The following is a 13,921-nucleotide window of genomic DNA, read 5'->3' as shown; positions in this document are numbered from 1 at the left end:
GCCACTTGATGGTGTTGCTTTCTACACCAGAATGACCCCTGTTGTGTTACGGATAATGCCGTTAGCACGCTATTTTGATTGTACATCGGAAGGGGGAATCTAAGATTTCCACTTCGAATTTGTTTGTGTAACGTGCTGGTGCATGTTTTTCATCGTCATTCTTTTTAAAATTTAAACTTACAATATGTAACTAAGTGTATAAAGGTAATTTTGATTTGTCTACTATTTTGCTTTTATATGAATCATCTTAAAACTGTCGGCATTTGTAGCGTTCATATCTTAATTGCTTAATCTAAAGGGACAGTAAAACCCCCAGGTACGAGCAAAACCCTCCAATGAACTTCTATAAATAGGGGTGTTAGAAGGGGGCATAATAGATTCTTTATCAACGCAAAACGTGAGGCGAAAAGAAGAAATGAAGTTTTACGCTATTTTGTTTTACGGAAAAAGGTATATCGCTGCTACTATGTATCATACATAAAATGAAGGGGGAGAGGCTATGTTGAAAGGGAAAAAGGAAATTCAAATTATCGAGTATGTACCAGATTCGGTGAAAAAAGCAGGGGTGCGACTTACAGAAGCAGGGGATGTACAAAGTGTTTTATTTTCAGCACAAAAACTCATTGTAGCACTTGCAAGAACGATTATATCTATGAACCCGAAAGATGGAGAGTTAGTGTACCAAGCGATTAGCTCTTACAGTGCGCTCTATCCGCTGATAAGTGACGATCAAGAGTTCCGCTTCAAAGCAGATGTCGACTTTAAAATTCGTGATTATATTTTATCTACTCGCACAGGTGAGCTTGCGCCAGCGATAGGGTATTTGTTTGCGCAGGAACAGTTAAACAAACCGTTCGTTGTCGATTTTGCTAGTTTATTAACCGATGAGTCAGCGAAAGGAGCAGCCCCTGATTTAATTGTCTCTTCACCGACAGGAGAATGGTCCTTTATCGAATCGAAGGGGTCAAAAGATATGCGCAATAAGGGGAAGTTACGGGATGCCTTATGTCAAAGTGAAAATGCCGCAACACTGATGGATTATACGGCGGAAGATTTTTATGGGGTATTTGTTTCGATTCCAAAAGCAGATGCAGATTACCCAGCGGCCATCCATTATACGTGCACGTTACACGAGGGGGAACGGAGTGTAAATGATAGTCGCCCGCTTATTTATAAGCACTATGCGAGCTGGTTTATGCTACTTGGCTTCCAAGAGGTAGCGGAGCACTTAGCAAATGGAGAACCGATGATGATGAAAAAACCGAAAAAAAAGACCACTATAAAAAAACAAACGTATTATGTATTGGATACAAAGGATTCCCTGTTCTTCAAGACGATACAGGGGTGGGATAAACAATTTAAGCGTGCACAATTTGGGATTGCAGAAGAGGTATTTGCGTTTTTAAATGGTCAGGAAGATGCGCAGCTAATGCTACCGCCATTACAACAAGTACAAAAGCAAGGGAATAAATATGATCTATTCGCAGATGGTACAGCCATTTTTTATAAATAATTGCTAAGAAATACGCAAATCATAGGTTTGCGTATTTTTATCTGTTTTTAAACTTAATCCATTACAATAAGGAAAAGGAGTGATGGAAATGTTCAAAGTAGAAGTGGGCAATCCAGTAAATGAGACAATCATTTTTTTACATGGAGGTGGACTCGATCATACGCAATGGAAAGAAGTAATGCATCATTTATCGCCCGAATTTCATTGTGTTGCAGTGGATTTACCGATGCATGGACAAAGTACGCATATCCCATTAACGATGGACGGGGTATTACATAGATTAGAAGGTGTATGTCGGCAATACGGGCAAGTCCATCTTGTCGGACTATCACTAGGTGGAGCGATTGTATTAACCGCCTTATCCCGCTTCCCGCAATTCATAAAGAGCGCGGTTATTAGTGGTACGACGACGCTATTAAGTGAGAAAAATGCGACGCGCCTCAATAAATATATGGCTCCTATGTATCGTTTGTTGAGGCCTGAATGGGTGACAACCTTAACGATGAAAGGTTTTAACATACCACCGCGATTTCAGACGGATATTCAGCAGGCTACAAAATCTGCTAGTGTCGAACAAGTGCGCGCCATGTATACGTTGCTTGCTAAAGTGCAACTGCCGATGTTGAATCAAGTGCCGCTTTTAGTCATAGCAGGAGAAAAAGAAAATGAGTTAGTGAAAAACTCCCAATATAATATTCTCTCCTACGTAGAGCGCAGTAAAGCGGCTATTGTACCGAGTGTAGGACATGCATGGAGCTATGAAACCCCTCTGTTATTTGCAGAAGTAGTGCAGTACTGGTGTGAAGAACAACAGATTCATTTTGTATTAAAAACGTTACATTAATATAATTCGTTGGAAATTTTACGAACTTTTTTTGTTTTTTTTACGTTAATGTTCGGAAATAGCTTGAAATGTGAAAAATGAAGTGATATAGTACAAAACGTAAAATAATTAAATATGTCGTCGTATAATGTCGGGAATAGGGCCCGTAAGTTTCTACCAAATCACCGTAAATGATTTGACTACGAGATGGAAAATCGTTATTGCTATGAGTCTAGTAATATCGTGTTTTCTGTTAACGAATGAAACGAAGCATGCGACCAATACTAATCGCGTGCTTTTTTATTTGAAACAAATGTCCAATAGACATCAGTACAGACGATAAACGGAGGAACATTTCAACATGAAAAAATATTTCCAGTTTGATGAACTCGGCACAAATTATAAGCGCGAGATTCTCGGTGGATTAACGACGTTCTTGTCAATGGCTTATATTTTAGCAGTTAATCCAGGGATGCTTGCAGCAGCAGGTATGGATGCGAATGCTGTATTCGTAGCAACAGCTTTAGCAGCGGCTGTCGGTAGTTTATTTATGGGGTTAATTGCAAAATACCCAATCGCCTTAGCGCCTGGTATGGGTCTTAATGCATTCTTTGCCTTCTCGGTAGTCATTGGCATGGGGATGGCTTGGGAAACAGCGTTAACAGGTGTATTATTCTCAGGGTTTATTTTCATTATCCTTTCTGTAACGGGTTTCCGTGAAACGGTGATTAATGCGATTCCAGCACAATTGAAATATGCAGTAGGTGCAGGGATTGGTTTATTTATTACATTTGTAGGCTTCCAAGGTTCAGGCATTATCGTCAGTGATGATGCAACGTTAGTAAAGCTTGGTGATGTAACATCTGGTAATGCATTACTTGCAGTGTTTGGTGTGTTTGTCACAGCAATCTTTATGGCAAAGAAAATTAACGGTGGCATTTTCTACGGTATGATCATCACAGCTGTAACGGGTATGATTTTTGGTTTAGTCAATTTACCAGAAAAAATCGTTTCATCAATTCCAGACGTATCACCGACATTTGGCAAAGCATTCGAAGCGTTTGGAAATTGGGAGTTAATTTTAAACACAGATTTCTTAATCGTCGTATTAACATTCTTATTCGTTGACTTCTTTGATACAGCAGGTACATTAATGGCTGTGGCGGGACAAGCCGGTTTAGTGAAAGACAATAAATTACCTCGTGCAGGGAAGGCGTTACTTGCAGATGCATTAGCAACAGTAACAGGTGCTATCTTCGGTACATCAACAACGACTTCTTACATTGAGTCGACAGCAGGTGTGGCAGCCGGTGCTCGTACTGGTTTTGCTTCCGTTGTAACAGGTGTATTATTCTTACTAGCGTTATTCTTCTCGCCGGTACTTGCAGTCATTACCCCAGCAGTGACAGCGCCAGTCTTAATCATTGTAGGTGCGTTAATGGTCTCTTCGCTTAAACTGATTGAGTGGGATAAAATCGAAATTGCCATCCCGGCATTCCTTGTTGTCCTTTGTATGCCACTTGGCTACTCGATTGCAACAGGTATTGCGATTGGTTTCTTATTTTACCCAATCACGATGCTTGTAGCAGGTCGCGGAAAAGAAATTCATCCAATTATGTATGGTCTGTTCGTGATCTTCCTTTGTTACTTTATCTTCTTATAAAAACAATAAGCAACCTCGTCTATCATTCGACGAGGTTGTTTTTTGGCGAATTTGTTCGGGGAAATTTAATACCTCAAGGGAATCGCTATGGTTGAATGAAACGTTATTAAATTAATAATCTAGTTAATATAGCCTTGATTATCAGTTGTGACAAGTAAAAAAGCTTTACGGTTTTTTATAGTGATATATTAATAGGAAGAAACTCTGAGTAAAATGAGTGAGTGCTTTTGCGTAAGAAGTCAGAATAATTTTAATTTAAATAAAGGGTTGCCAAAATAGGGAGAAGGGGTGTATAGTTAAAAACGTTGTTACGAAACAAACGAAAACAACAAAACAACAAAACAAAAAACTTCAACAAAGTTGTTGACAAACGAAAACAACAATGTTAAAGTATAAAACAGTCGCCGATAAAAACGAGGCGAACATGAACTTTGAAAACTGAACAAGCAAAACGTTAACAATAAATGTTTCTGAATAAGAAACAAAATTTTGGACATCAAACATGATGCCAGCAAATTTGAGCTTACTCAAATTCTTTTATGGAGAGTTTGATCCTGGCTCAGGACGAACGCTGGCGGCGTGCCTAATACATGCAAGTCGAGCGGACTTTCATTTGATGCTTGCATCAGCTGAAAGTTAGCGGCGGACGGGTGAGTAACACGTGGGCAACCTGCCCTGTAGTTTGGGATAACTCCGGGAAACCGGGGCTAATACCGAATAATACTTTCTAATACATGTTAGAAAGTTGAAAGATGGTTCTGCTATCGCTACAGGATGGGCCCGCGGCGCATTAGCTAGTTGGTGAGGTAACGGCTCACCAAGGCGACGATGCGTAGCCGACCTGAGAGGGTGATCGGCCACACTGGGACTGAGACACGGCCCAGACTCCTACGGGAGGCAGCAGTAGGGAATCTTCCACAATGGGCGAAAGCCTGATGGAGCAACGCCGCGTGAGTGAAGAAGGATTTCGGTTCGTAAAACTCTGTTGTAAGGGAAGAACAAGTACAGTAGTAACTGGCTGTACCTTGACGGTACCTTATTAGAAAGCCACGGCTAACTACGTGCCAGCAGCCGCGGTAATACGTAGGTGGCAAGCGTTGTCCGGAATTATTGGGCGTAAAGCGCGCGCAGGCGGTCCTTTAAGTCTGATGTGAAAGCCCACGGCTCAACCGTGGAGGGTCATTGGAAACTGGGGGACTTGAGTGCAGAAGAGGAAAGTGGAATTCCAAGTGTAGCGGTGAAATGCGTAGAGATTTGGAGGAACACCAGTGGCGAAGGCGACTTTCTGGTCTGTAACTGACGCTGAGGCGCGAAAGCGTGGGGAGCAAACAGGATTAGATACCCTGGTAGTCCACGCCGTAAACGATGAGTGCTAAGTGTTAGGGGGTTTCCGCCCCTTAGTGCTGCAGCTAACGCATTAAGCACTCCGCCTGGGGAGTACGGTCGCAAGACTGAAACTCAAAGGAATTGACGGGGGCCCGCACAAGCGGTGGAGCATGTGGTTTAATTCGAAGCAACGCGAAGAACCTTACCAGGTCTTGACATCCCATTGACCACTATGGAGACATAGTTTTCCCTTCGGGGACAACGGTGACAGGTGGTGCATGGTTGTCGTCAGCTCGTGTCGTGAGATGTTGGGTTAAGTCCCGCAACGAGCGCAACCCTTGATCTTAGTTGCCATCATTCAGTTGGGCACTCTAAGGTGACTGCCGGTGACAAACCGGAGGAAGGTGGGGATGACGTCAAATCATCATGCCCCTTATGACCTGGGCTACACACGTGCTACAATGGACGGTACAAACGGTTGCCAACCCGCGAGGGGGAGCTAATCCGATAAAACCGTTCTCAGTTCGGATTGTAGGCTGCAACTCGCCTACATGAAGCCGGAATCGCTAGTAATCGCGGATCAGCATGCCGCGGTGAATACGTTCCCGGGCCTTGTACACACCGCCCGTCACACCACGAGAGTTTGTAACACCCGAAGTCGGTGAGGTAACCTTTTGGAGCCAGCCGCCGAAGGTGGGATAGATGATTGGGGTGAAGTCGTAACAAGGTAGCCGTATCGGAAGGTGCGGCTGGATCACCTCCTTTCTAAGGATATTTTCGGAATACTGACATGGTCAGTAGTTAACGTTTTGCGTTCAGTTTTGAAAGTTTATGACTTTCTAAATACCTTGCTCCTGACGCTTGCGCTATCGTCGCAAAGCTGCATGTAGCAAATCCACTGATGTCTGTCACGATGTGATGGAAGTCAGTAGCTTTGTTCTTTGAAAACTGGATAAAACGACATTGAAAGCAAACACAAATTTCTATTTTAAATAGATAAGAGTCAAAACAAGTCAAGCAATTGACGTGTCAACTTAAAATCTTGAACGTTGTTCAAGTATAACTTGGTTAAGTTATTAAGGGCGCACGGTGGATGCCTTGGCACTAGGAGTCGATGAAGGACGGCACTAACACCGATATGCCTCGGGGAGCTGTAAGTAAGCTTTGATCCGGGGATTTCCGAATGGGGGAACCCACTACGTTTAATCGCGTAGTACCTTTACGTGAATTCATAGCGTACTGGAGACAGACCCAGGGAACTGAAACATCTAAGTACCTGGAGGAAGAGAAAGAAAATTCGATTCCCTGAGTAGCGGCGAGCGAAACGGGAAGAGCCCAAACCAAGAGGCTTGCCTCTTGGGGTTGTAGGACACTCTATACGGAGTTACAAAGGCATGTATTAGGCGAAGTGACTTGGAAAGGTCCGCCAGAGCAGGTAATAGCCCTGTAGTCGAAAGTACATGCCCTCCAGAGTGGATCCTGAGTACGGCGGAACACGTGAAATTCCGTCGGAATCCGGGAGGACCATCTCCCAAGGCTAAATACTACCTAGTGACCGATAGTGAACCAGTACCGTGAGGGAAAGGTGAAAAGCACCCCGGGAGGGGAGTGAAAGAGAACCTGAAACCGTGTGCCTACAAGTAGTTAGAGCCCGTTAATGGGTGATAGCGTGCCTTTTGTAGAATGAACCGGCGAGTTACGATTACGTGCGAGGTTAAGTTGTGAAGACGGAGCCGCAGCGAAAGCGAGTCTGAATAGGGCGATGTAGTACGTGGTCGTAGACCCGAAACCAGGTGATCTACCCATGTCCAGGGTGAAGGTGAGGTAACACTCACTGGAGGCCCGAACCCACGCACGTTGAAAAGTGCGGGGATGAGGTGTGGGTAGCGGAGAAATTCCAATCGAACCTGGAGATAGCTGGTTCTCTCCGAAATAGCTTTAGGGCTAGCCTCGTGATGAGAATACCGGAGGTAGAGCACTGTTTGGACTAGGGGGGCATCTCGCTTTACCGAATTCAGACAAACTCCGAATGCCGGATATTTATGCACGGGAGTCAGACTGCGAGTGATAAGATCCGTAGTCAAAAGGGAAACAGCCCAGACCACCAGCTAAGGTCCCAAAGTAATCGTTAAGTGGAAAAGGATGTGGCGTTGCTTAGACAACCAGGATGTTGGCTTAGAAGCAGCCATCATTTAAAGAGTGCGTAATAGCTCACTGGTCGAGTGACGCTGCGCCGAAAATGTATCGGGGCTAAACGATTCACCGAAGCTGTGGATTCACACCGTTGGTGTGAGTGGTAGGAGAGCGTTCTAACTGCGCTGAAGTCAGACCGGAAGGACTGGTGGAGCGGTTAGAAGTGAGAATGCCGGTATGAGTAGCGAAAGACAGGTGAGAATCCTGTCCACCGTATGACTAAGGTTTCCTGAGGAAGGCTCGTCCGCTCAGGGTTAGTCGGGACCTAAGCCGAGGCCGACAGGCGTAGGCGATGGACAACAGGTTGATATTCCTGTACTACCTCCCCACCGTTTGAGAAATGGGGGGACGCAGAAGGGTAGGGTAAGCAGAGCGTTGGTTGTCTCTGTTCAAGCAGTAAGGTGTGTACGTAGGCAAATCCGCGTACTAATACATTGAGCTGTGATGACGAGTCCGTATGGACGAAGTTCCTGATCTCACGCTGCCAAGAAAAGCCTCTATCGAGGTGGGAGGTACCCGTACCGCAAACCGACACAGGTAGTCGAGGAGAGAATCCTAAGGTGTGCGAGAGAACTCTCGTTAAGGAACTCGGCAAAATGACCCCGTAACTTCGGGAGAAGGGGTGCTCTGGTAGGGTGAAAGCCCGAGAGAGCCGCAGTGAATAGGCCCAGGCGACTGTTTAGCAAAAACACAGGTCTCTGCAAAACCGTAAGGTGACGTATAGGGGCTGACGCCTGCCCGGTGCTGGAAGGTTAAGAGGAGTGGTTAGCGCAAGCGAAGCTATGAATTGAAGCCCCAGTAAACGGCGGCCGTAACTATAACGGTCCTAAGGTAGCGAAATTCCTTGTCGGGTAAGTTCCGACCCGCACGAAAGGCGTAACGATCTGGGCACTGTCTCAACGAGAGACTCGGTGAAATTATAGTACCTGTGAAGATGCAGGTTACCCGCGACAGGACGGAAAGACCCCGTGGAGCTTTACTGTAGCTTGATATTGAAATTTGGTGCAACTTGTACAGGATAGGTAGGAGCCAGAGAAACCGGAGCGCTAGCTTCGGTGGAGGCGTCGGTGGGATACTACCCTGGTTGTACTGAATTTCTAACCCATGCCCCTTAGCGGGGTAGGAGACAGTGTCAGGCGGACAGTTTGACTGGGGCGGTCGCCTCCTAAAAGGTAACGGAGGCGCCCAAAGGTTCCCTCAGAATGGTTGGAAATCATTCGTAGAGTGTAAAGGCACAAGGGAGCTTGACTGCGAGACCTACAAGTCGAGCAGGGTCGAAAGACGGGCTTAGTGATCCGGTGGTTCCGCATGGAAGGGCCATCGCTCAACGGATAAAAGCTACCCCGGGGATAACAGGCTTATCTCCCCCAAGAGTCCACATCGACGGGGAGGTTTGGCACCTCGATGTCGGCTCATCGCATCCTGGGGCTGTAGTCGGTCCCAAGGGTTGGGCTGTTCGCCCATTAAAGCGGTACGCGAGCTGGGTTCAGAACGTCGTGAGACAGTTCGGTCCCTATCCGTCGTGGGCGTAGGAAATTTGAGAGGAGCTGTCCTTAGTACGAGAGGACCGGGATGGACATACCGCTGGTGTACCAGTTGTCGTGCCAACGGCATCGCTGGGTAGCTATGTATGGACGGGATAAGTGCTGAAAGCATCTAAGCATGAAGCCCCCCTCAAGATGAGATTTCCCATTACGCAAGTAAGTAAGACCCCTGAAAGACGATCAGGTAGATAGGTTCGAGGTGGAAGTGTGGCGACATATGGAGCTGACGAATACTAATCGGTCGAGGACTTAACCACATTTTGTGAATTGCACAATGCACCGTTTATCCAGTTTTGAAAGAACAACTTCTTTCTTAAAAGAGAGCTTCAAGACACAAGTAGTACAAGGAAGCAAATGAGTGAATGAAGGAGCGTACCTATGTACGTGACTGATTGAACGAATGTAGCTGACGCAGTAATACGCCGTGTATTGGAGGTCGACCATAGTCTAGTGATGATGGCAAAGAGGTCACACCCGTTCCCATACCGAACACGGAAGTTAAGCTCTTTAGCGCCGATGGTAGTTGGGGGCTTCCCCCTGTGAGAGTAGGACATCGCTAGGCACACGAGGATTCGATGAAATCGAATCCTTTTTTATTTGGCTTTTTTCAATTATTTAATTCATATATAACGATTTCAGCGAATTAGGATATATTTATGACTATCTAAATCAGATAGCCTTCATTAAAGCTAGAAGGTATTTCTGTTTCCCCTGCATTAATGGATAGTCATTTATACGACAATTTTGCCCATGCCTTCATAAAGTCCCCTTTCTATACCTGATACTTTATTTCAAACTTCACGATAACTATATTTTCCTCTATGCTAAAAATAAAGAATCTATAAAGTTCAAAAGATTAGATGAAACACTTGATATAGTAACACTAGGGGGCGACAACATGGAGCAACGTATTCTGTTAGTTGAAGATGATCGTGAAATTGCACGGATTATAAAAGATACATTAACAAAGGAAGGCTACCGGGTAACTTGGGCCACAACAGGTATGGAAGGATTAGTAGATTTTCAAGCCGGCAACTATGACTTACTACTTGTTGATTGGATGATGCCAGAAATGGACGGGTTAAAATTGACTGAACATATACGCCTACAAAGTGATGTACCAATTATTATGATTAGTGCGAGAAACGAAGAAGCTGATAAAGTGGAAGGGCTACAAGGGGCAGATGATTATTTAGCTAAACCATTTTCACTAGAAGAATTAAAAGCACGTGTTGCTTGTCAGCTAAGACGTTGGCAACGATACAACAAAATACATATAGCAGAAGAAATTGCTCAATTTCCATATGGACTAAAAATTGATTGGAAACGTGAGCAAGTATTCCTATATGATAACGAATTAAATTTAACACAAAAGGAATTTGCCCTCTTAAAAGTATTGGCGCAACACCCACTGGAGCTTTTCTCAAAAGAATCGCTCTATACACATGTATGGCAACAACCTGAATTAGAGGAAACACATACAGTAACCGTTCATATTAAAGCACTGCGAGAGAAGCTACAAGATCCCGTAAAAAACCCTCATTTTATTCAAACTGTTTGGGGAAAGGGCTACCGCTTTGTAGGTGAACTGCTGTGAAAATTAAAACATGGCTGTTACTCACGTATTTACTTGTGATGATTTTGCCGCTTGTCAGTGTTTATGGTTTATATGTATCTATAAATGCCTATTACAAGGATAAAAATGTGGAGGAGTATTTTGATAACTGGAATAAAATAAATTCGTTAAAACCGGTATTAGCCAATCCAATGATTTATGAGAAAGATACAGATTTTAGCGAGATTGAGGCATTAACATCGAATCCGTTAACGACTGCTTATAGTATGTTCAAGGATAGGGAACGTGTGTATAAACATTTATATGAGTTTCAACAAAATTATCAAACCTTTGTGTATAAGGAGCCGGTGTATGAGAAGGGGCAAATAGTTGGTATTTATGAAGTGACATCCATACGTACGGAATGGACGAAGCAAGTCAATACTAAAACGCTTATAGTAGGGATCGGTTTACTTGTTCTACTGTCCTTGTTATACGCAGCAATTGTGTATTTTTTAAACGTCCGTCTCAACCGCCCAATGAAAGCATTAATGCATCAAATGAGTGCTTTTGCGAAGGGAGAACCGACGGAGTGCCTACCTGTTAAAAAGGATGAGCTGGGTGAGGTAACGGCTAGCTTTCAGGCAATGCAGCAAGAAATAGAAGAGACACGTAAAAAGCTTAATGAGCAGCAGCGTCAAAAGGAATTTATGATTGCTAGCCTTTCACATGATTTAAAAACCCCGCTTACATCGATTCAGGCGTATACAGAAAGCTTACAATCGGGGAGCTTAAGTGACCAGGAACAGCAGGACTATTTGGCAGTCATTTCATCGAAGTCTGATTATATGAAGCACCTGCTAGATGATTTGATGATGTATACGTTACTGCAATCGCCCCATTATGCGTTAGAGCTTGTAACCGTAGAGGGAGCTGAATTTTTTGAGATGTTACTGGCAGATTATGAGCAAATTAGTCAGGAAAAAGGGTTTGTAGCAAGGACAGACTTATATGTGGATAGTAGATACGAAGTACATCCAAAGCAGTTAATGCGTGTTGTCGATAATGTTGTATCGAATGCGTGGACATATACAAACGATGGTGGGTTTATTGGGATCGCAGCTTTTGAACTTCCGCATATTCCGTCGTGGTGTGAGCAGTATGTGAAGGCACAGTTTGTCTGTGAAGACGGTGTCTATATCATTGTGCAAAATAGCGGTGACGTATTAACAGTAGAGCAGTGTGAACGCATGTTTGATCCGTTATATCAAGTTGACCAAGCACGTAGTCAAATGGGACAGCGTGGTGCAGGGTTAGGTTTAAGCATTGCAAAACAAATCATTGAAAAACATCACGGTACGATTCAAGCCGTGTCCCAACAAAACAGTACAGCCATTATTTGCTGGCTACCAGGAGGAGAATCCTAATGAAAAAGATTATTTATTCAGCAGCACTTATTTTGTCCTTATCACTTGCAGCATGCAGTGATGCAGAAAACTATTCCCCACAGGAAATTATTGATCAGGTCATGCAGGAAACAACCGAAGTATCTTCGTTTTACGGGGAGTATGTCATGGATATAGGGGATGGGCAGCTGTCGACAATCAAGCAATGGGAAAAGGAAGGGAAACGCCGTATCGAAGTTTCAGATGAAAGCGGTGCAAAAGTCATTACAGTAAATGACGGCAAAACTCTTACTTCCTATGATGAACAATCAAAATCAGCGTTTGTCTATCATTTAACAGCAGAAGGTACCGAGCCTCTCATGCAACCATCACCAAAGGAACAGGCACATATGCTACTGAAAATGGTGGAGAATACGCATGAAATTTCGGTTGGCGAGGAAGAAAAGGTTGCTGGCCGTGACACTTACCACCTTATTGCAAAGGCAAAGGAAGAGAATGGTTTAATGGGCGATTTAGAAGTATGGGTTGATAAACAAACATGGATGACGTTAAAATCCGTAAGTCGTAGTGGTGATATGGTGTTGACGGTTGAATATACAATGTTTGATGTGGATCAAAAAATAGAGGATAGCTTGTTTGCCCTCGATTTACCGGCTGACGTAACGGTGGAAACGGAGGAAATGATTTCTCCAGAACAAGTAACGGTCGAGGAAGCAAAGGCAGCACTTGGTGAGTTTTTAGTGATGACAGAACAAAACGGCATTACATTAGAATCTGTGACGGATATGAAGGTAGAGGAACGACCTGAATTTGTCCTTAACTATTTATTAGACGGTGAACCAGCCTTTGCCCTTTCTGTTTTTGTACCAACTGAAAGTTATACAGAAGTTGGCTCAAAGACGGGAGAGACAATTGAAGTGCGTGGTCAACAAGGAGAAAAGATTGACATGAATGCCTTCCGCTATGTGCAATGGACAGAAAACAATCACCAATACGGCATTATATTAGAAAATCCAGATGTAACGTTTGAAGAAATTTATGAATATATCGAGCAAATGGAAATGGTGCAATAACATTAAAGGCAATCCGACTCATAATCGGATTGCTTTTTTTAAAAGATAAGGGAAGTCGCGTAAAAGAGTGCCGAACCCGCGTAAAAGTGCAGAAAAGTCGCGTAAAACCGCCCCGAACCCGCGTAAAACCATAAGAAACTCGCGTAAAAAACTCCCCAACACACAAAAACCACCCTTTGTAAGAATGTGACGAATCGTTCACAATTTTCTTGCGATAATTTGTAACGGTCTTGGGGGAACATGTTATAGTAAGAGCAATATTTACAAACTGGAAGGATGACCATTTTGGGCAAAAAGCAAGTATGGTATGAAGTACAAGAAAATGAAACAATCGAGCAATGTCTAGACCGAATGAAGCAAGACGGCTATATGCCATGTGGGCGTAAGGAAGAGCCCGTTTTTCAAGAGGTCAATGGTGAACCAACATACCTACGTCAAAAAATACAATTCAAAGGAATATTACTAGAAGAACAATAAAAAAAACGTTAAAATCCGAACGATAATGTTTTACTAAAAAACATTGTTCGCATTTTGTCGTTGATTTTATAGCCATCCCTTGTTAAAATGTGAACAGGAAAAACATTAGATCCCTACATATATGCTGGAGAATATGGCTCCAGTGTTTCTACCCGGTACCGTAAATTCCGGACTATGCAGGGAAAGCAACTTTTGGAACGATTGAAGAAAAGGGTGTGGCTTTAGATGCTTTTATCTGCATATTCTTTCAAATTTAGTCCTCAAGTAGATTGCTTTCTCGTGCTTAGAAAGTAGTTTATTTGGGGACTTTTTTATTGTTCAGATGGGGCAATAAATAGTTGTTAAAAG

At 43.6% G+C, this 13,921-nt stretch carries 7 protein-coding genes, 3 rRNA genes and 2 riboswitches; all 10 genes read left to right on the top strand.

Features of this window, described 5'->3' with window-relative positions:
• Positions 1 to 499 precede the first annotated feature (499 nt).
• The 10 genes from ACQQ2I_RS17935 to ACQQ2I_RS17890 all read left to right on the top strand — a co-directional run bounded on the left by ACQQ2I_RS17935 (position 500) and on the right by ACQQ2I_RS17890 (position 13,573).
• Complete coding sequence (locus tag ACQQ2I_RS17935) at positions 500 to 1,513, top strand: hypothetical protein (protein WP_431028118.1); 1,014 nt, start codon at positions 500 to 502, stop codon at positions 1,511 to 1,513.
• A gap of 88 nt (positions 1,514 to 1,601) precedes the next feature.
• Positions 1,602 to 2,357: an alpha/beta fold hydrolase gene (locus ACQQ2I_RS17930; protein WP_431028117.1), complete on the top strand. Its 756-nt coding sequence runs from the start codon at positions 1,602 to 1,604 to the stop codon at positions 2,355 to 2,357.
• A gap of 100 nt (positions 2,358 to 2,457) precedes the next feature.
• A riboswitch (purine riboswitch) is annotated at positions 2,458 to 2,559 on the top strand.
• 138 nt (positions 2,560 to 2,697) lie between these two features.
• A complete protein-coding gene (locus ACQQ2I_RS17925) occupies positions 2,698 to 3,999 on the top strand; it encodes an NCS2 family permease (protein WP_431028116.1) in 1,302 nt (433 codons plus the stop codon).
• A 536-nt stretch (positions 4,000 to 4,535) separates the two neighbouring features.
• Positions 4,536 to 6,090, top strand: a 16S ribosomal RNA gene (locus tag ACQQ2I_RS17920).
• Positions 6,091 to 6,391: 301 nt separating this feature from the next.
• Positions 6,392 to 9,319, top strand: a 23S ribosomal RNA gene (locus ACQQ2I_RS17915).
• A gap of 189 nt (positions 9,320 to 9,508) precedes the next feature.
• Positions 9,509 to 9,624, top strand: a 5S ribosomal RNA gene (gene rrf / locus ACQQ2I_RS17910).
• Together the 16S, 23S and 5S rRNA genes form the textbook arrangement of a ribosomal RNA operon.
• Before the next feature lie 336 nt (positions 9,625 to 9,960).
• Positions 9,961 to 10,659, top strand: a complete 699-nt coding sequence (locus tag ACQQ2I_RS17905) for a response regulator transcription factor (protein ID WP_431028115.1) — start codon at positions 9,961 to 9,963, stop codon at positions 10,657 to 10,659.
• A complete protein-coding gene (locus ACQQ2I_RS17900) occupies positions 10,656 to 12,044 on the top strand; it encodes a HAMP domain-containing sensor histidine kinase (protein WP_431028114.1) in 1,389 nt (462 codons plus the stop codon). Before ACQQ2I_RS17905 ends, ACQQ2I_RS17900 begins: the two co-directional genes overlap by 4 nt.
• Positions 12,044 to 13,096: a LolA family protein gene (locus ACQQ2I_RS17895; protein WP_431028113.1), complete on the top strand. Its 1,053-nt coding sequence runs from the start codon at positions 12,044 to 12,046 to the stop codon at positions 13,094 to 13,096. The genes ACQQ2I_RS17900 and ACQQ2I_RS17895 overlap by 1 nt, the downstream gene beginning before the upstream one ends.
• A gap of 285 nt (positions 13,097 to 13,381) precedes the next feature.
• Positions 13,382 to 13,573 carry an NETI motif-containing protein gene (locus ACQQ2I_RS17890; protein ID WP_431028112.1) on the top strand — a complete coding sequence of 64 codons (192 nt, stop codon included), beginning with the start codon at positions 13,382 to 13,384 and terminating at the stop codon, positions 13,571 to 13,573.
• Positions 13,574 to 13,668: 95 nt separating this feature from the next.
• A riboswitch (purine riboswitch) is annotated at positions 13,669 to 13,768 on the top strand.
• Positions 13,769 to 13,921 lie beyond the last annotated feature (153 nt).

Origin of the sequence: Lysinibacillus sp. LZ02, from assembly GCF_050613145.1 — a bacterium.
In the GTDB taxonomy this organism is placed as follows: Bacteria; Bacillota; Bacilli; order Bacillales_A; family Planococcaceae; genus Lysinibacillus_B.
The sequence above is the reverse complement of the archived record's forward strand: the minus strand, read 5'-3'. Positions and strand labels throughout refer to the sequence as shown.

Bases quoted from the DNA above. Each gene is read 5' to 3' on its own strand.
- ACQQ2I_RS17930 (WP_431028117.1), top strand. From the start codon at position 1,602: ATGTTCAAAGTAGAAGTGGGCAATCCAGTAAATGAGACAATCATTTTT.
- ACQQ2I_RS17895 (WP_431028113.1), top strand. From the start codon at position 12,044: ATGAAAAAGATTATTTATTCAGCAGCACTTATTTTGTCCTTATCACTT.
- ACQQ2I_RS17935 (WP_431028118.1), top strand. From the start codon at position 500: ATGTTGAAAGGGAAAAAGGAAATTCAAATTATCGAGTATGTACCAGAT.
- ACQQ2I_RS17925 (WP_431028116.1), top strand. From the start codon at position 2,698: ATGAAAAAATATTTCCAGTTTGATGAACTCGGCACAAATTATAAGCGC.
- ACQQ2I_RS17905 (WP_431028115.1), top strand. From the start codon at position 9,961: ATGGAGCAACGTATTCTGTTAGTTGAAGATGATCGTGAAATTGCACGG.